The 18499-nt window shown below is 58.9% G+C and carries 16 protein-coding genes; 4 read left to right on the top strand and 12 right to left on the bottom strand.

The window, feature by feature from the left end:
- Window positions 1-65: 65 nt before the first annotated feature.
- Window positions 66-980: a HEAT repeat domain-containing protein gene (locus tag PLJ71_13670; GenBank protein HQM49731.1), complete on the bottom strand. Its 915-nt coding sequence runs from the start codon at window positions 978-980 to the stop codon at window positions 66-68.
- A gap of 867 nt (window positions 981-1847) precedes the next feature.
- Here PLJ71_13670 and PLJ71_13665 point away from each other — a divergent pair.
- From PLJ71_13665 to PLJ71_13655, 3 genes are all read left to right on the top strand, one after another.
- Window positions 1848-2825, top strand: coding sequence for a TIM barrel protein (locus PLJ71_13665; GenBank protein ID HQM49730.1), 978 nt, complete (start codon window positions 1848-1850; stop codon window positions 2823-2825).
- A gap of 279 nt (window positions 2826-3104) precedes the next feature.
- Entirely contained in the window at window positions 3105-4664 is a 1560-nt protein-coding gene (gene hflX / locus PLJ71_13660) for a GTPase HflX (GenBank protein HQM49729.1), read from the top strand.
- Complete coding sequence (locus tag PLJ71_13655; GenBank protein ID HQM49728.1) at window positions 4661-5785, top strand: tetratricopeptide repeat protein; 1125 nt, start codon at window positions 4661-4663, stop codon at window positions 5783-5785. Before hflX ends, PLJ71_13655 begins: the two co-directional genes overlap by 4 nt.
- Here the strand turns inward: PLJ71_13655 and lipB are convergent.
- The 11 genes from lipB to lipA form a co-directional block, all read right to left on the bottom strand.
- Window positions 5743-6411, bottom strand: coding sequence for a lipoyl(octanoyl) transferase LipB (gene lipB, locus PLJ71_13650; GenBank protein HQM49727.1), 669 nt, complete (start codon window positions 6409-6411; stop codon window positions 5743-5745). The genes PLJ71_13655 and lipB overlap by 43 nt on opposite strands.
- A gap of 93 nt (window positions 6412-6504) precedes the next feature.
- A complete protein-coding gene (thrC, locus tag PLJ71_13645) occupies window positions 6505-7608 on the bottom strand; it encodes a threonine synthase (GenBank protein HQM49726.1) in 1104 nt (367 codons plus the stop codon).
- Between the two features lie 3 nt (window positions 7609-7611).
- The gene (locus PLJ71_13640) at window positions 7612-8916 is read right to left on the bottom strand and encodes a homoserine dehydrogenase (GenBank protein ID HQM49725.1); all 1305 of its coding nucleotides are present in this window, start codon (window positions 8914-8916) and stop codon (window positions 7612-7614) included.
- A 207-nt stretch (window positions 8917-9123) separates the two neighbouring features.
- Window positions 9124-9675 carry a hypothetical protein gene (locus tag PLJ71_13635; GenBank protein ID HQM49724.1) on the bottom strand — a complete coding sequence of 184 codons (552 nt, stop codon included), beginning with the start codon at window positions 9673-9675 and terminating at the stop codon, window positions 9124-9126.
- Window positions 9672-11348, bottom strand: coding sequence for a hypothetical protein (locus PLJ71_13630; GenBank protein HQM49723.1), 1677 nt, complete (start codon window positions 11346-11348; stop codon window positions 9672-9674). Before PLJ71_13630 ends, PLJ71_13635 begins: the two co-directional genes overlap by 4 nt.
- Window positions 11349-11476: 128 nt before the next feature.
- Window positions 11477-12094, bottom strand: coding sequence for a prepilin-type N-terminal cleavage/methylation domain-containing protein (locus PLJ71_13625; GenBank protein HQM49722.1), 618 nt, complete (start codon window positions 12092-12094; stop codon window positions 11477-11479).
- 2 nt (window positions 12095-12096) lie between these two features.
- A complete protein-coding gene (locus PLJ71_13620) occupies window positions 12097-12546 on the bottom strand; it encodes a hypothetical protein (GenBank protein HQM49721.1) in 450 nt (149 codons plus the stop codon).
- A 228-nt stretch (window positions 12547-12774) separates the two neighbouring features.
- Entirely contained in the window at window positions 12775-14151 is a 1377-nt protein-coding gene (locus PLJ71_13615) for a sigma-54 dependent transcriptional regulator (GenBank protein HQM49720.1), read from the bottom strand.
- A 540-nt stretch (window positions 14152-14691) separates the two neighbouring features.
- On the bottom strand, window positions 14692-15639 hold the full coding sequence (locus PLJ71_13610; protein ID HQM49719.1) for a DUF4382 domain-containing protein: 948 nt from the start codon (window positions 15637-15639) through the stop codon (window positions 14692-14694).
- A 318-nt stretch (window positions 15640-15957) separates the two neighbouring features.
- A complete protein-coding gene (locus PLJ71_13605) occupies window positions 15958-16194 on the bottom strand; it encodes a hypothetical protein (GenBank protein ID HQM49718.1) in 237 nt (78 codons plus the stop codon).
- Between the two features lie 33 nt (window positions 16195-16227).
- On the bottom strand, window positions 16228-17259 hold the full coding sequence (lipA, locus tag PLJ71_13600; GenBank protein HQM49717.1) for a lipoyl synthase: 1032 nt from the start codon (window positions 17257-17259) through the stop codon (window positions 16228-16230).
- Window positions 17260-17548: 289 nt separating this feature from the next.
- Here lipA and PLJ71_13595 point away from each other — a divergent pair, with 289 nt between their 5' ends.
- Complete coding sequence (locus PLJ71_13595) at window positions 17549-18484, top strand: P-loop NTPase (protein ID HQM49716.1); 936 nt, start codon at window positions 17549-17551, stop codon at window positions 18482-18484.
- Window positions 18485-18499 lie beyond the last annotated feature (15 nt).

Genomic DNA, 18499 nt, shown 5'->3' with positions numbered 1-18499 from the left:
ACAGATCCAAAAGAAGCATGATACGACTGTCGTCGGCGCTTAGCAAGCCAGGGCCGGCGCGCGGATTACTCGGGCGGGGGCGAAACCGTCTCCGGGTTATCCGCGGGTTTGGTGTCCGATGTGGCGCCGCCCGGGCGGATTACGCCGATAAAGCCGCGCGATGCCTCTTCTTTCTGCGCCTGCTCTTGGGCCTTTTTCCGTTTGTCGTACCAGCTTGTCCACGCCTGTGGACTGTTCCCGAGGTTGATGCCAGTGATGCGGGTGAGAGCCATCGCCGCCGTGTCTCGCGCTTCAGGATAGCGGTTCATGGCGTGGATCAACGTCGCGATCGAGCTTGGACCTCCCATGATCCCGATGTAGTAAACAGCACTGCGCCGCGTATGTGGATCGCTTTCCCGCGGGTTTGTGGCCATTTCTTCGATGGCAGACAACGCGACCGGCCCTCCGATTCGCGCAAGTCCAACCAGAGCCGACGCCCGGACCTCCGCATTAGAGTGGCGCGACAGCTCCTGTAAAGCAGGAAGAGCCTCCGGAGAACCAATCTCAACGAGTGCCCGAGCGGCTGCTTTGCTCAACGAAACATGCGGGCCAAGAGCAGCCGAGGAAAGGGCTTGTATCGCCGCCTCGCTGCCCATGCTGCCCAGCGCGCGGGCGACAGCAGTGCGGGTCCCGGTATCCGCGTCGGGCGACTCGAACAGGGACAGCATAGGGGTTTCGACGTATTCCCGAAGCAGTGGCAGTGCCCGTTCCACCGCCGTACGCGCAGCCTCATCGTTCGAAATCAAACGATATACCAGCTCCCTGGTCAGCAGGGCCGCATCCAGCTCGGCAAGTTTGCTCAGGGCCGCGTTACGCACCTCCGGTGCAGGGTCGTCAAGAGCGTATACGAGAATGCTTGTGATTTCAGGCACATCCGCCACCGTCAGGCCGAGAAGTCCTTGTTTACGGGTCTCGGGTTCCGGATCGTTCATCATGGCCATCAAAGCGCTGCTAGCGTCGCCAGCCGCTCGGATACTTGGCCTGGACGGCCATTGGACCTCCATGCCCACGACCGTATCGCGTAACCTATTGATTGGCAATTGATTAGAGGAGGATGGCGACTGCGTTTCGCAGTAGATTCCCAGGGTATCAGGGACGGGAATGAGATCCGCATGCGCATCATAAGATACTGTAAATAAATGGGTTATAATAATGGCTGCGGCAAGGAATGGAAGGCCCCTTGCCAATACCGTTGGGACCAGTGAGTGCCGTTGGCGTATGACTCGAGACGGTCCCGACCCTGCTGGTCGCGGGGTTCCCGCGTACCCGGAGGAAGAATTCAGGATTTTTCTACATCTTTTGCGTTGTCCGGGGAATAGGGTCTGCATAGGGTGTGTTACTATATGCGGCTGCGGCACACGCCTTTCCCCCAGGCAGGCCGCAGAGGCAGTCAGAAATGACTGGTTCCCACCACCGGCGAGTGCGTGAACGGCAGTTCCCCCGCTGCCCGCACTCGCCTCCTTTTTTTTGCGCAAGTCCAAGAGTTCCAAGCGTGTAAATAAGCCCTTGGCCGCGAGAAGACCCCTGGGGAATTCTCCGTGGTGTGCAAAAAAACGCATTATTGGGGAAGTGCGGGTATTTCGACAATTGGATACCTGATTGTACGATTTCGCGCAACTATTGACAATTCGGGCAGAATTCCATAAAATATTTGCGCTCACGCGCCTGAGTTCGGTTATGGTCCAAACAGCCATTACGTCGGACCTATGGCCACCGTAGGTGGGACTCCATTTGTTCTCGTTTTTCATACGCATCACTCAGCATACCACATGTGACCGCGCACAGGAGCGTGGCAATAGGAGAATGAAATGACCCCTAAAATTGCAGCTACCTTGGAAATATTCTCGGGGTCTGCGGACAGGTATTGTCCGAATGGCTACCGCGAACCGCTTCGCATGCAGGAGCGGCTTGCAGCCTTGTCGAAGATCAAGGCGATCAAGGCTATAGAGGTTGCGCAGAGCGACGTGACTCAGGAGCTCCCGGGAAAAGAGTTGAAGCGGATGCTGAAGGATTACGGTCTCGCGTGTTCGGGCGTATCCGCCAATTTGGCGTACGACCGCCGCTTCGCGCTTGCCGCTTTTGGCCACCAGCATCCCAAGACTCGCAATGCCGCGATCGACGAAGGCAGGAAGGCCGTGGACCTCGCCCGGCAGCTTACCGCTACGGAGATTACGTTGCGGCTGTACAGCGATGGGTTTGATTACCCCTTCCACATTGATTATGCGGCCCATTGGAACACGCTCATATCGTCGATCAAGACCATCGCGAAGTACGCTTCGCCGGATGTGAACGTAGCTATCGCGTATAAGGCCACTGAGCCGCGTAAGTTCCTCACGGTCTCCTCTGTGGGCAAGGCCCTCTCGCTTTGTCAGGAAATTGCCATGAAGAACGTGGGAGTCGCCCTGGACTTTTCCCATGCGCTCATGGCGGGCGAGAACCCGGCCGAGGCCATCGCTTTTCTATCACGGTCGAACAAGCTGTTTCAACTCTATTTCAGCGACAGCTACCATAGTCCGGACGACATGCTCGTCTCGGCCAGTGTTCATATGTGGGAAACAATGGAGGCCCTCTTCTACCTCAAGGTATCCAAATACAAGGGTTATTTGACCTTGGACATGCAGCCAAAACGGATCGATCCCGCTCAGGCCTGTCAGATCGCTGCCGGAAACGTTGCGATTCTCTGGAAGAAACTCGAAAAGATCGACACGACAGAGTTGCGGAAAGCACAAAAGACGCTTGACGCCGTTGAGAGCCAGAAGATCATTCGGCGGGCAATGTTGCAATAGGGCACGTTCCTTTCGGCACCTGAGATGCCCGGGCCAGACGAGCGAGGGCTCGGGCATTTCTGTTGGTGGATGTCTCCCGGGGTTCGCTTGCATTGCCCTCGGGCGCTTGCTACCCTGACTCATAGCGCGCACGACCAGTGGCACATAAGCAATTCATCTGAAACAGTCGAGGAACCAGCAATTCACCTCATTGGCAATACCAAGGGTCTAAAGGCTTCTCCTCTCAAACGGTTACAGAAACTGGGCAACCGCAAGACCTCCGCGGAGCATCTTGTCACTGTGGAACTGGCGCGCGCTCTCACGGAGATTTCCGGCGAAATCCAGCGCCAAGTGGGTGTGCTGATCGATCGCCGGGGCCACGTCCGGGCCTGCATCGTTGGAGATGCGCGCTCGGTGTTCTTGCCTGACCTTTCCGCTTATCGCCGGGGACGCGCGCGCCTCTGCGGGCTGCGCTTGGTCCACACGCACCTGAACCACGAACCGCTGGACGATGATGATTTTACAGACCTTGCTCTCTTGCGGCTTGATTTCGTTGCTGCGCTCGAGGTGCTGGGGGACGGGCTTCCCGGCAGGCTGTATGCCGCCCATTTGCTGCCCGGGGGAGGCGATGGACATCCCTGGGAGGTGCTGCCTCCAATTACCGTTCACGAGCTGCAGGACGATTTCCTTGCCGCGGTGGATGCTCTCGAAGATGAGTTTGCCCGTCTTCGCAGACCTCGATTGGCAGGGGATTGCCGCGAGAGGGCCATGCTGGTGCATGTCTCGGACGCCCCACGAAGCGCTGCTGAGGAATCGATTGCTGAATTGGCGGAACTCGCGGCCAGCGCCGGCATCGAAATCATGGAAACGGTGATTCAACGCCGCTTGACCGAGCCCCGGTACGTGGTCGGGAAGGGGCGGCTTACGCAGACCGTTATCAAGGCGATGCAGCTTGGAGCGGAGGCGCTGGTTTTCGACTTGAACCTCACGCCGGCGCAAGTCCAGACCCTTGCGGAACACACGGACCTCAAAATCCTGGATCGCACGCAAGTCATTCTGGATATTTTCGCGCAGCGCGCCAGAACGCGCGAGGGCAAGTTGCAGGTCGAGCTTGCACAGCTTCGCTATATGCTGCCGCGCCTCGGCGCCAAGCAGTCCGCAAGCGCGTTCTCGCGCTTAAGCGGAGGCATTGGGGGCCGGGGTCCGGGCGAAACCAAGCTGGAGGTCGACCGGCGGCGCGTCCAGGACCGCGTGGCGCAGCTGGAGCGGGAAGTCGATAAGCTGGGCGCGCGGCGGAAACTTCGCCGTTCACGGCGACTGCGCAACGAGGTGCCGATCGTCTCGATTGTGGGGTACACCAACGCCGGTAAGTCCACGTTGCTCAACCGGCTGACAGAAAGCGATGTGGTGGCGGAAGATAAGATGTTCGCCACGTTGAACCCCGTCTCGCGCCGTCTGCGGTTTCCCAGGGAACGGGAAGTCGTTGTGACGGAAACGGTGGGCTTCATTCGCAATTTGCCGCAGGAGTTGAAGGAGGCCTTCCGCACGACGCTCGAGGAGCTTGACGAGGCCGACCTGTTGTTGCATGTGCTCGATGCCTCACGCGACAATGTGGAGGAACTTCATGAGGCTGTCATGCAGATACTCGCGGAACTGCATCTTCAGGAGAAGCACGTCGTGACGGTATTGAACAAGACCGATCTCTGCGAACCGGAGCGGGTGGCGGTGTTGGCGCGCCGGTTCCGCGGAGTGCCGGTCTGCGCGCTTGCTCCTTCATCATTCGGTCCGCTGCTGGACGTTCTGGAGGAGCATCTGTGGGCTGGAGAGAGGGCGGCGGCTTGGGAGGCGCAGGCGAGATGAGTAGATTCGGTGGCTGCATGCTCGGAGGGATCGTGGCACTGGCTTTCTGCGCTGGGGCCTCGGAAGAGGCCAGCGCGCCGGCCGGGTCGGGAGTTCTGTGGGAGGCCCGCACGATGGCGGCGCAGGCCCGGCAGCAGCTTCAGGCTGCCGTAAGCGCGGGGCGCGCAGGCAGCGTGGACGCGTATCGTGAGAATGAGGCGAAGGCCAACAAGATGTTTGAGGAAGCCCGGAGGCTGTTCGAAGAGGCCGGCGGCCTCAGCCTGGAGGACGCCGAAGCGCTGGCGGATTTCGCGGGCGTGCTTCAGTCGCTGAACGATTCGGATTTGGCGGCGGATGCCCTTCGGAGAGCCGCGCGTCTCCAGCCCGATCACGCTGGGCTGTGGCTTGCCTTGGGGCGGGGACTGCTGACGCCGTTGTACCGCAGGCCGCAGGAAGCCGAGGGCGCGCTCAAGCGGGCCATCGAGGCGGGCAAGGGAACGCCCGTCGAGGGGGAAGCGCGTGCCGTTCTGGGGCGTCTTTACTGGGACAGGGCACTGACGGATTTCGCGGAACAAGAGTGGGCAGGCGCGCTTGAGGTATCGCCTGATAATGTAATCGCTCAGATAGGAATGGCTGCCCTACTGGCACGGCGCGGCGAAATGGTTGCGGCCTCGCAGCGGGTTCAGCAGGCTGCTCAAGCCTCCCCCGAGGTCCTTGCGATTGCGGCAGAGTTGATAGGTAAGGGTCTGCAGGATTTTGAGCGCTCGGGGCTGTGGTTTGAAGATACGGCGGAAGCCCACTATGCGTACGCGTCGCTGCTGTTGAGGGCAGGACGATATGCGGAGAGCGTGGCGCCTCTCGAGCGCACCGTCAAACTTGCCCCTGAAAACCATGTGGCATGGAACATGCTGGGTTCGGTATGCGCGCAGCTTGGCCACACCGAACGGGCTCGGGAAGCTTTCAAGCGCTCGCTGGAGATAGAACCGGCGCAAGAGCGCACGCGCGAGGCATTGAAGGCCTTGTCCCCAGCGGAATCGCCGGCCGGCGCTGAACAAGAGGGCGGCGCGCAAGGCGGGGGAGAGGCTGGCGCGGCTGAACCTCAGGGTTCGGGCACGGGCGTTTCGTCGGGCGTTTCGAAATAGTCCCGAAACGCCGTCTCGAAATCATCCATTACTTGCTTCATCCCGGGCGGCCGTTGCATTGCTTCGGCCAGGGAACACACCGGCTTATCCTGGATGCCACAGGGCACGATAAGCCGGAAATGGCTCATATCTGGAGCGACGTTCAGCGCGATCCCGTGAAAAGTGACCCAGTTATGCACGCCCACCCCGATAGCGGCCATTTTCGCGCCGTTCACCCATACTCCCGTGAAACCTTCGGCGCGCTCCGCCGGGAGGCCGTACCCCCGCAACAGTGCTATGAGCACGGACTCGAGCGAGCGCAGGTACCAGCGATAGGACTGCTTCCAGGCAGTCAAGGCCAGAACGGGATAGGCGACCAGTTGCCCGGGGCCATGGTAGGTCACGTCGCCGCCACGGTCGGTCTCAACCAGTTCGATGCCCTTCTTTGCCAGCTCTTCTCTTGAAAGCAGCACATTGGCAGGGTCTGATTTTCGGCCCAGGGTAATCACGGGGGTGTGTTCGAGCAGAAACAGCGTGTTCGAGGCGGCGCCTCTCTCAACCGCCTCGCGGCGCTTTTGCTGAAGGGCCATCATTGCGGCGTATGGCACCGGCTGCTCAAAACGGATGGTTTCTATCCAACGTGTCATGGTCGCTCAGGTTCACGTCACGCGGGCCTGCAGGATTGCAGGTCCGCTTCGGCCGGGGATACGGATCGTTCCCGGGGCCGCCGGGCGCCGCCGTCACACCTCAACTGGTTTTCGAGTCTCCAGCTGCATTGCATCGAGCACGGAATCTTCTTCGGCATCGATGGTCGTGGGTTCTTCGGCCGCCTTGATCGCGCTGTCGGGGTCTTTTAGCCCGTGTCCGGTAAGAATGCACACGAGACGCAGTTTCTCCCCCCGGAAGGGGGTGAAATGGTCGAAGTATCCCTTTTCGGCGTACTTGATAACGCCGGCGATGGTGGCGGCGCTGGCCGGTTCGGCGAAGATGCCTTCGAGCGAGGCCAATTTCTTGTACGCGGCGCGGATCTCGTCGTCTGTGACCATATCGATGACGCCGTGTGATTCGTCGCGGGCCGCCTCGGCGGTTTTCCAGCTCGCGGGATTGCCGATACGGATAGCGGTAGCGAAGGTTTGGGGTTGCTCGACGGGGTGGCCGAGAACGATGGGCGCCGCGCCCGCTGCCTGGAACCCCAGCATGCGGGGAAGATTCTGCGATTTCCCTGCCGCATGATATTCCTTGTAGCCTTTCCAATAGGCCGTGATATTGCCGGCGTTGCCGACGGGCAAAACATGGAAATCGGGGGCGGCGCCGTCAAAGTCGTCCACGATCTCGAACGCGCCGGTCTTCTGGCCCTCGATCCGGTACGGGTTGATGGAGTTGACAAGAGCAATGGGATGATGTTCGGTGATGGTGCGCACCAAGCGCAAGGCATCGTCGAAATTGCCGCGTATCTGAATCACTTTGGCGCCGTGAATCATGGCCTGCGAAAGTTTTCCAAGAGCGATCTTTCCCTCAGGGATAATGACGGCGCAGCGCATCCTTGCGCGGCTGGCGTAAGCCGCAGCCGACGCGGAAGTGTTGCCCGTCGAAGCGCAAATGACTGCCTGGAAACCCTCCTCAAGGGCTTTGGTGATGGCCATGGTCATTCCACGGTCCTTAAAAGAGCCTGTGGGATTGAGCCCTTCGTACTTGAGATATATTTCGAGACGCGGGTGTATTGCCGCGCTGAGGTTCAATGCGTGAATCAAGGGCGTCGACCCTTCGTTAAGCGTGATGACGCGGGTATGCCGCGTCACGGGAAGATACTGGCGGTAACGATTGATGACGCCTTCGATAAGCATGGTCTACTCCTGCAAGACGCGGATGACGTGAGTGGGTTCGCGGATGAAGTCGAGTTGGTCGATCTCCACCAAGGCCTTCCGCAGATCGCACTCACGGGTTTCATGGGTCATAAGCACGACGGGCACGGGCTTGTCGCCGCGCACCTCCTGCTGGATGAACGAGGCGATGCTCACGCCGTAATTGCCCAGAATGGTGCATACCTTGCCCAGAACCCCGGGCTTATCGAGCGTGGTCAAGCGAAGGTAGTAACGCGACACAACGGCGCCGATATCAAGCACGGGCCGCCTTTTCGCATACACGAACGGGGGAGCAGGAGCGGCGCCCATGCCCCGCGCGGCATCGATAGCGTCCGCGAGGACCGCGCTGGCCGTGGGGAACCGGCCGGCCCCTCTGCCGTAATAGAGTGTCGCATCGGCAACATCGCTCTCGACGTAGACGGCGTTGAATTCGTTGCGCACGGCGGCCAGTTGGTGCCAATGGGGCACCAGAGTGGGATGAACTCGCGCCTCGATGCCGTCTTCCCGGTCTTGAATGATGGCCAACAGTTTGATGGCGTAGCCCATATCGTGAGCGTATGCGACGTCCGCGTGGGTGATCTTCGTGATGCCTTCGACGTAAAGCGCGTCGTAGTCCACTTCCGTCGTGAAGCAGAGCGACGTGAGGATCTGGCACTTGTGAGCCGTGTCGTGGCCCGCGATGTCGAGGTCCGGCGGGGTCTCGGCGAAACCCAGCGCGGTAGCCTGGCTGAGAGCTTGCTCGAACTCGTGCCCGTCTTCGGTCATGCGGCTCAGGATATAGTTGCAGGTGCCGTTCAGAATGCCAAATATGGCCTTGATCCGGTCGGCGGCGAGACCTTCCCGGATCGAGCGGATAATTGGGATCCCGCCGGCAACCGACGCTTCATAGTGCAGCCCCGCGCGGTTGTCGATGGCGGCTTTGCACAACTCAGGCGCGTGATGAGCGAGCAGCATCTTGTTGGCTGTCACGACGTGTTTGCCGGCTTTCAAGGCATCGAGAATGAAGGTTCGGGCCGGTTCCAGGCCGCCAATGAGTTCGCATACAATCTGAACGTTCGGGTCCTGGATGAGTCGGGCGGCATCATTGCTTACTGTTACCCCGGTGAGACCCAATTCCGCCAGGCGTGCCGGGTCCAATTCGGCGACATGAGCCAGGGCGAGGTCCACGCCGCTGCGCGTCTTGATAACGTGACGATGAGTCAGCAGGGTTTGAATTACGCCGCCCCCTACAACTCCTGCGCCGATCACTCCCACGCCTATGGGCATCTTGACTACCCTTTCTTCACTCATGCTTCCAGCCGCAGTCTTGGCCGGACCTCGTTTCCCCTCCGCTGCAACGGGCTGTTGGGTGTCCCGGAAAGAGAGAAGGAAATAGGAACGTCGCGCCGTTGCGATGCGTACATATTGTCAATAGACTACCGAAAAGAGCGGGTTGAGTTCAATGCGAAGGCTTGATAGTGCTTGCGGAAAAGAGACTGGAGGATACCCTTGGCGGTACTAGAGCTCGTCGAGTTTCTCCTTTGCGTACAAGTGTTCTTGCGCGTCTTCAGGGAATTCTTCGACCATTCTGTTGTAAAGCCATTTGAGTCCCGTGCGGTCTTTTTGGGTCAGGTAGCAGGCCTCGAGCTGCAGGAAGGCCTGGCGGCGGTCGGCTGAATCCGGGAATTCCATAATGATCCGCTCGTAACAGCTCGCGGCTTTTGCGTAATCCCCCAATTTCTGCCGATAGAGGTTTCCCATGGCCATGAGGTAGGCGGGAGTATCTTCGGCGCCGGGCTCGGCTTTGAGCTTCTGCTGGTATTCTTCGATCTGGGTGCGCGCCTTTGCCTGTTCGTCAGGCTTTGTGGCGGATTGAAGAGCGTTGAGGCTTTCCTGTGCCGACGGAAGCTTGGTTACGGTCCCGGTGGTTGCGACGTTGCCGGGTGTTTGCGAAGGAGTCTCACTGGAACCCATGAGGAGTTTCACCGCGGCCAGTGCGGCAAACACGGCAAGGGCCGCGATGAGGTACCAGTTTTTTCGTAAGCCTTGGAGGAGTTCTTCCTTGCTCATACATCCGTGCCCAGTTCTCTCCATGACACCTGCAAGAACGTCAGTATCGGATACGCGCCAATCATACCATACGGGAGGTTATCCGCAAGCGCGGGCACCTGGTAGATATCGGGTACGTTGGTTCCCATGTCGAAGTAATTGGAGACGAACGTCCCCATGACAATGGTCTGCTTCTGGCTCCTGACCCGGTTCTGGGCATAGAACCCGCCCATGATTTTCAACTGAGAGGTCATGCCGACATCCATGTTATTGGAGGCCATGAGGCCGAGGCAATTCGCCGCGGGAAAGCTGCCGACGGTCGTGCCGTTGGCGTTTACGGCGAGCAGATCGGTTTCGATGCTCACGTCGCCATGCACCAGGAGGGCCGCCCGTCCGGTGTAGTTAATCGATTTGTCATTGCCTTGTCCCGTGAAGGAGAGGTTTCCATTTATTTGGACTTGGCCATTGATCTGGAGCAGGTTCGTGGCACAATTGAACAATATGTAGTCGTCCGTGGGTTGGCGGTTTGCGGGGTTGGTGTCTCCTGGCCGGGTTGCGTTGTAATAGAAGTTGGTTGTCTTGGCGTTGATTACGATGTTGCCGGTATAGGGTGTGCTCGAGATTGTAGCAAAGTATTCCGCGTGCGTGTAATTGACGCCCGTATTGGGATTCAGCACTGTCGAGCCCGTAATGGGGTCGCGCCAGTCGCTGGAAAAGAGTGGCAGGGTCACCTTGTCGCCCAGTTCGTATGTGTCGTCCCATCCGTTGTCACTGAATACGGCCGTAGGATCGCCGCGGCCACCGTCGATGACGACACTGTTGCCCGTCCATCCGTCGTTGACATAGGTGCCGTCCATGGTCTCTTTGTACGCATTGCCGAACACGTCGGGTTCGCCGATCTCGGAATTGCCCGACATGCCGACGAGGCCGTTTTTCACCCGCAGTTTGGCGTTAAGGGTCTCGATGGTTTCTCCGTTCCAGGTACGCTGCGGCAGCGCGGGCACGCGGTTTCGGAGGTCCGCTATGAGGGACCCATAGTTGTTGTGAATCAAGCTCGTGCCGCTCAGGTCTATGGCAGCCACGGCGAGCCCGCCAGGCAGGATGTCGGTGCCGAGAAGGTGCACCGACCCGTGTATGCTGACGTTGCCGTTGATGAGGCCGCCGGACTGGCCGGTGCCTCCGAAGATGGCGTTACGCCAGACGTTCACGTCGGTGGCCTTGACCACGACCTCGGCTCGGCGTTGAACACCGGCGTTGTTGGCCAAGAGATGGAGCGTGTAGACCCTATTCTCCTCAATACCGTCAACAATACCGTCGCCGTTATTGTCGATGCCGTCGTTATCCCAGTCCTCGACGGCGGCCATGAACTGCACGCCGGGCATATTGGGGACCTGTACGGGCGCGATGTCGTCCGCATCGAAGGTGGGCAGTGTAAACGGACCTTCGCTGTACGGGTCCCATGTTCCGAGCCCGATCATGCCGTCGTTGCCGAGTTCGAGGTCGACCACGCTCGCTGCGTACGCGGATTCCAGGCCCTGGAAACAGTCCTTGAACTGGACATAGCGGTTCACTTGCGAGTTCTGGGTGACCACACGCGAGGTCATGTACGCGAGGATTAGCATCGCCAGCGCCAGAAAGATCGTCGCGGTGAGGAGGGCGATGCCCTCCCGTTTCGAGCGTTTCGGCAGTCTCATATTCACGCCTCCCACCTGTACAGGCGCGAGGGACCTGCGCCGCGGCGCCGGGCCTTCCTCAGCGGCTGTCCTGTTTTTGGAAGTGTTTGTTCAATGCGCGATTCTCTGTCATTCGCATGTTCACGGGTTCAATTTCGAGGCACAACGTTCTCAGACAGGCTTGTGTGCACCAGCCGGCCCTGAGGCATTGTCGCCTCCTCGGCTTGAAGCGTGACGCGTACGGCTGTTCCTGCCTGTTCAAACCAAAGTCCGTGGTCGAGGACACCGTTTCCGTTGGCGTCTTCGCCCGCATCCAGAACATCGTTTTGGTTGGCGTCCTCGTCGGGAAGCAGTCCATTGGTAATGACGCGGGCCTGTCCGGCCTCCACCAACACGAGCTGGGTGTCGGTTACGCCGTCGCCGTTCAGATCGTTGATGTCCCTGGTCAGGGTGCGGGTGGGTCCCAATTCAAGTTCGACGCCGATGTCTACCGCGGTGCCGTTCCCGTCGAGGTCGGTAGCTGCACGGTAGGCGAGAACCGGGCCGGGCAACGACCCCCAGTCGACACTGGCGGAATCTCCCTGGCGTATGTCGCGAATCATCAACAACATGCCGGTCTTCGCGTTGTCGATGGTGGTTGTCTTGGCCTCTTGTGACGTGGCGGCATGGGTGAGCGTCATCGAGGCGGCATAAAGGGCGCCCGTCACGAGCGTAAGAACCGCGATCGATACCATTAGTTCGAGCAGGGTGAAGCCACGATTGTTCATGTCTATCTCCTCACCAGGACACTCGAACTCTTGGAGTAGGTTCGTCCTTGGTCATCCCGCCATGTAACCGTTACTTCCACCGGCAACGGGTTCGGGAAGGTCGCGCCTACCGTGTCCGGGTCAAAGGGGGTCTGATGGGCGTTGCCGCCGTTGTCATAACACGTTATCTGTATTGCGGTTCCATCTCTGCGCGTTAAATCGGCCGGAGGCACAAAGGCCGCAAGGTCGTCCAGAGACAGCGTCCGGACCTGCTCCAAGACGCTGGAGGCAATGTTGGTGGCCATGACTTGCGTCTCAGAGACCGTGCTCGTCGTGGCGATACTGACGATCGACCCCATGGCAACCACAATGGCCACCAACGTGACTCCTGCCGCGATCATGACCTCGAATAGGGTCATGCCTGCGTCTGCCGGGGGTCTTGGCAGTCTTTCCAGCCTTGTTTTAGACTTCATAGTGGTATCCCTGTTGTTGAGCGATACGCCCACATTTCATCACTTGGGCAACAGCAAAATACATGCCATTTGGTGCCTCATCGTGTCGATTCCCCTCAACACACTGATAATGAATATGTTACGTCAGAAAGTCAATACCTTGGGGAGATTTTGCCCGTCCGGGGTGTGCAGAATTCCTGACAGTAGCGCGGAATTTCACCCACTTGAAGTGACAACGGTTTGTCGTATTCATGTTCTACCCAAACCGGGTTTCTTGAGGCGGTATTTGGCCATTTTGTACCGGATTTGGTCCCGTGACATATGGAGCAGCCTGGCGGCTCTGGTCTGATTCCATCTCGTGCGTTCGAGGGCCTGCTGGAGGAGTTGCTCTTCGATGTCTTCGATATCGCATCCTTCCTCGGGCAACTGCACGGCATATCTACGGCGCTCGGGCCGTTCGGGTCCGGGATGAGACCCGAGCTGCAGGTCGCAGGCATCGACCTCTTGCTCATTGCAGAGGAGGGCGGTCCGCTCGATGACGTTGCGGAGCTGCCGTATGTTTCCGGGCCAATCCAGGCCGGTAAGGCGTTCGAGAGCTTGGGCTGTAAGTGTCTTCAAGGGGCGGCCATGTTCTTCGCAGGCCATGTTGAGGAAGTGGTTTGCCAGCGCGGGGATGTCCTCGCGGCGCTCGCGAAGCGGAGGAAGGAGCAAGGGGATTATGCTGAGCCGGTAGTACAGGTCCTCGCGGAACGTGCGGTTGGCGATGGCCTTCTCGAGGTCGCGGTTTGTTGCGGCGACGATGCGCACGTTCACGCTGACGTCCTTGGTGCCGCCAATGCGCTTAAAGGCCTTTTCTTCGATGACGCGGAGGAGTTTGCCTTGGAGTTCGGCGGGCATGTCGCCGATCTCGTCGAGCAGGACCGTGCCCCCGTCTGCCAGTTCAAAGAGGCCCTTTTTCTGTTTTCGCGCGCCGGTAAACGCGCCTTCTTCGTATCCGAAAAGTTCGGAGTCCAGCAGCGAATCGGGCAGGGCGGTGCAGGTGATATTCATGAAGGGCTTATCAACCCTGGCGGAATCATAGTGGATGGCCAGGGCGAGCATATCTTTCCCCGTGCCCGTTTCTCCCAGGAGCAGGATCGTCGTGGCATCGGTGTCGGCGAGTTTGCGGGCGACAAGCCTGATCTCGCGCATGATGGGGCTGTTTCCAATGAGATTCTGCAAGCCGAACTTGTGGGTCTCTCTCGCGGATGTGCTCGCGCCTTCACTGCGCAGGATATTGTTCACCGAATTAACGAGCTGGCTCATGTCGAAGGGTTTGGCGATGTAATCGTATGCCCCCAGCTTCATCGCCCTTACCGCGGTGTCGACACTCGAGCATGCGGTGATCATGATTGCGGGCAAATCAGGCGATGCGGCGCGCAGCCATTCCAGGAGTTCCAGCCCGTCGATGTCAGGGAACTGCAGGTCCAGGATAGCGAGGTCGGGGGGCTGCTCTTTGAGCTGCTGCATGGCTTGGGCTCCGTTTTCGGCGCAGACACAGGCGTAACCCTCCTGGTTGAGACGTTCGCAAAGCGACAACCGGGACACGTTCTCGTTGTTGACCACGAGGATACGCTTTGGCATCATGCCGCTCCGCGGGGAAGGCCGCCGCCTTTGTCCCCTTGCCCTGAATCGTTTATGCAACTAATCCCCTTCGGGATTGGACACTGCGCTGGCAAGTCGCTTACCCCCATAGGCGTTCGCCGCCGTGTTTGAGCATATCTACAGGCGGAGGCCGGTGGCCACGGACGTGTAACGTGGGCCCTTGCTTTCCGTCGCGAACCCGGGACCGCCGGGCGCATCCAGATTAGCGTTTTCCTCCTGTGATTGTACTTGTATGCTTCTAACATTACACCATAGGCCCATACGAAGACAAGGTTTTGTCTGTATGAGTAGAACCTTGCACCTTATGAGGTCCTACGCGCTGGACTCTCTTGACAACGCCGTGGAGGCCGCTTGACGCTGCCTCGGGGCTCGGTCCGCAAGGGGGGGCGGCGGGAATGCCTCACAACACAATGAGCGGCCCGCAGGTAGACACCTTGTCGCACCTCCGGGCCGCTCTCACCAATGTCATGTTCCCTTACGGGGTCCTGCTGACGCGGTGTACGGGTATGCTTCCACCTGAGCCTATTCCTCGGCAGGGGGCTCCAGTTCTTCCGTTTGCTCCGGTACAAGCTCGATACGGGCCGCGGTCATCGTGTTGTCGGAATAGAGTTCGCCGTAACAGATGACTTCGATGCCGGCAAGCAGGTCGGTCTCGGCGCCTGTTGGAGTTTCCGCGTCGTCCGTGGACAAGAAGATCTCGGTATCCTCCGCGTACGTCACGGCTATCTCACCACCCTCGACGCCAAGCACGAGAGTGTTGGCATCGTAGTCGATGGCGTTTATCACGCCTTGGACGAACGTGTTCTCGACCGACAGGATCTCCAGGCTGGCTCTCAGTTGAGGCGTCAAGTTGTAATCGCCGTTGCCCAGCGGCACCAGATGAATGCCGCCGAAATCGAGGACGAGCACCCGGTTCGTCCCATCTTCGAGATCGAAGTCCGTGGTGATGAAAAGCCGGTCGTTGGCTGTGAGATGGATGTTGGTATACACCGTCTCGGGCTCGGCTTTGAGCACCAGTTCGGGATCCGCGATCTCCAAGCGGATCTTGCTGTAATGACCAGCCGGCACCTCTTGCAGAGAGACCAATTGGGATACGCCGGTAAGATCGAGAATGTTGACGCGCATCTCGCCGGAGAAGACTTCTACCTGCTCCGCGTTATCGTCCTTCTCGGTCGATTCCTCTTCCGCTTCTTCGGCAGGCTCCTCAACGTCCTCGCCGTCTTCCGCTTCGTTGGCGCCCCTGTCCAGCACGATGCGGGTGACCGTGACGGTGAGACTCTCGATGTCTTCGACGGGTACTTCCGCCTTCATAACGCTGAGAATCTTGTTTGCCAGTGCCGTGCCGTCCCCTGTGAAGACGGTGGTGAGTTGTGCTTTGCCTTCGTTGAGACACCCCGACGTGGATACCACGACGAGAACCAGGGATGCCAACAGCAGCGCTGTTCGAAAGTTAATAGGCAATCGCGTCATGGAATGTCCTCCTTAGTAAATAGGGAAACATGCGCAAACACTGCAGCGTGTTTTGCGCACATTTCCCGCCCCCCTGCGTCTGTACAGGAGAGGTGCAAACCTCGTGCCAATCAACTCACGCTCATTTTCAGGGCGATATGCCCGAAATCTTATGACTTGAAGACTGTAAATCATGCACTTAGCGTAGACAAACCCATCACTCGGCGCTCGGATGGCCGACCCGGGTGCTGAAAATTCCCCAGCGGGTTTCTGCATTTTCCGTCATTTCGCCAAATACCTGAAGCACGTGGCGGGTTGAAAGAGCGGTCTGCAGACCGCTTACTCGATGATGCAGAGGACATCGCCCACTGCTACGTCCTCATCTTCGTGGGCTCGGATTTCAGTCACCGTGCCGGAAACAGGGCTGGGAACATTGAAGGCGGCCTTGTCAGTCGTCATTTCAACCAGGTCGTCTCCCTCTTCGACCATGGCGCCTTCAGCGACCAGCCATTGCGAGACGGTTGCAGTATCGGAGGCGTCTTCTCCCAAGGAAGGCAGCGTCACTTCGTATGCCATGCGGCGTTTCTCCTTTCTCCAACGGCAAGGGCCTCAACAACTTGATTCAACAGGTCTCAGGCGCCGCAGCAGTTCGTCCGAGCGGTACGAACTGCGGACAAAGGGCCCGGCCGCCACGAATTTGAAGCCGAGTTCGTATGCGGCGGTCTCATATTCCTCGAACTGTTCGCGCGGGACGAACGCGGCAACACGGCGCTGTCGTGAGCTGGGGCGCAGATACTGGCCGATAGCGACAGCCTCACAGCCCACGCCGAGCAGATCCAGCAGCGTGCGGCGAACTTCGCCGGGACTCTCGCCGTGCCCCACCATCAGGGCGGATTTGATGATGCTCGAAGAACCTTGGGCGGATGCCGCAGCCAGTACCCCAAGCGCTTGACGGTAGCTGGCCCTCGGGCTCCGCAAGGCGTCATAGAGCCGCTCGACCGTCTCAATGTTATGTCCGAACACTTCGGGAGACGAAGCAAGGACGGTCTGAATGGCCATCTTGTCGCCCCGGAAATCGGGGACAAGCACCTCGATGGCCGTCTTGGGATTCGATGCGCGAATGGCGTTGACGGTGCATGCAAAGTGGCTTGCGCCTCCGTCAGGCAGGTCGTCGCGCGTTACAGAGGTGACGACGGCATGCTTGACGCCCAGTCTCCGGACAGCCTCGGCGACGCGTTGCGGTTCGGCAGGGTCGACCGCTTCGGGCCGGCCGCTCTTCACCGAGCAGAAGGCGCAATCGCGGGTACATACTTTGCCGAGAACCATGAACGTGGCTACGTGCCGCTTCCAGCATTCGCCTTGGTTGGGGCAGCGAGCGCTCTGGCACACGGTGTGAAGCCCAAGCTCCGATACGATGGACTTGGTGTATTCCGCATTATCTCCGGAAGCCCATTGACGCTTAATCCAATCGGGAAAGGGCGAAACCATGCGGTATTTCCTTTTTCTGTCTTTGGTGGCTGATGGGCGTCTCTTGCGAGCGGAACGTACGCCCACATCACGTGCGCAAATGGGAACGCCGCGAATAGCCCAACGGCGTTTTGTCGCGCCGCACACGTCAACATACCTGTCTCTTCGGGGCATTTTAGCATGACAGCCGCTTCGGACCAAGTAACGGAGAAGCCGGGCGGCACGAAGAAAAACGACCTCATGCAGATGAAGAGAATGCCGGCCGACCTGTACGGCTGCACGGGGTGAAATTCGCGGTGATTCAGGGATGTCACGCGCCATCCGGGCTGTGGATAAGCCCCATGCAGATGATACGGGTGATGTAGCTGATGTAGCTGATTGACGGGTCAGTCTGGATTATGGTACTTTCAATTCTCTTTGTCCTATATGCTGTGGTATTCGAGGTTTTTCTCAAGGAGATACGGTGCAGCTCATTCAGGAACAAGCAGTTTCGCGTCCACAGCGTGAAGCTCCTGAGATTCTGGTGGTCGGCGGAGGTAAAGGGGGAGTCGGTAAGACCTGCCTTGCCGCGAATCTTGCGGTGGAGGTCGCCCGTCGCGGTTGGCGGGTGACCATTGTGGACGCCGATTTGAGTTGCTCGAACGTGGAAACCGTTCTTGGGACGCGGTCCGAGCGCAAACTGGATGACTTTTTCTATCAGCGGGGCGGCAAAGATCTTCGCTGTATCGTCTGCGACACGCAGTATGAGAATCTGACAATAATTCCGGGCACTACGGGGCTGCTGGATGTCGCGAACCCGAAATACCAGCAGAAAGTTGCTCTGATCAGGGAACTTAAGGCCCTGCAAGCGGATTTGATTGTTGTGGATTTGGATGCAGGGGCACACCTGAACACACTTGATTTTTTCCTGATGACGGAAACCAATGGAATTCTCGTCATCACGCCGGAAAAGACCAGTATTGACAACGCTTTCAAGTTTTTGCGGGCGTCGTTGTTCCGGCGGGTAGAGCGCTTCTACGAGAGTCCGGAGGTGGCGCACCTATTGAAGCGTCTCGAGAGTTTTCGAGAGTTTGTCGAGTGTGTCAGAACATCTGCCCTGTTTGATGGGGAAACACGCGAGGCGATTTGCCGTGAGCTGGTTGCGCTGGCGCGGGCCATGAAGCCCAAGATCGTCGTGAACCGCGCGCGCAACGCCTATGAAGCGCAGATCGCAGCGAATATTCTGTCGAAGCACAGCCGTCAGCATCTCATGATCGAGCCCGAGAATCTGGGGTACATGGTTTTTGATAATCGGGTGTCGGAGACGATAAACTCAGGCACGCCGCTGGTGGTCAGCTATCCGAAGCTGAAGGTTTCGCAGTGCATTGCTGACCTGGCAAGCCGCTTGGGGTATTTCTAACCGCTCAACAGAAGG

This window comes from Candidatus Hydrogenedentota bacterium, assembly GCA_035416745.1.
Lineage (GTDB): Bacteria > Hydrogenedentota > Hydrogenedentia > Hydrogenedentales > SLHB01 > UBA2224.
The sequence above is the reverse complement of the archived record's forward strand: the minus strand, read 5'-3'. Positions and strand labels throughout refer to the sequence as shown.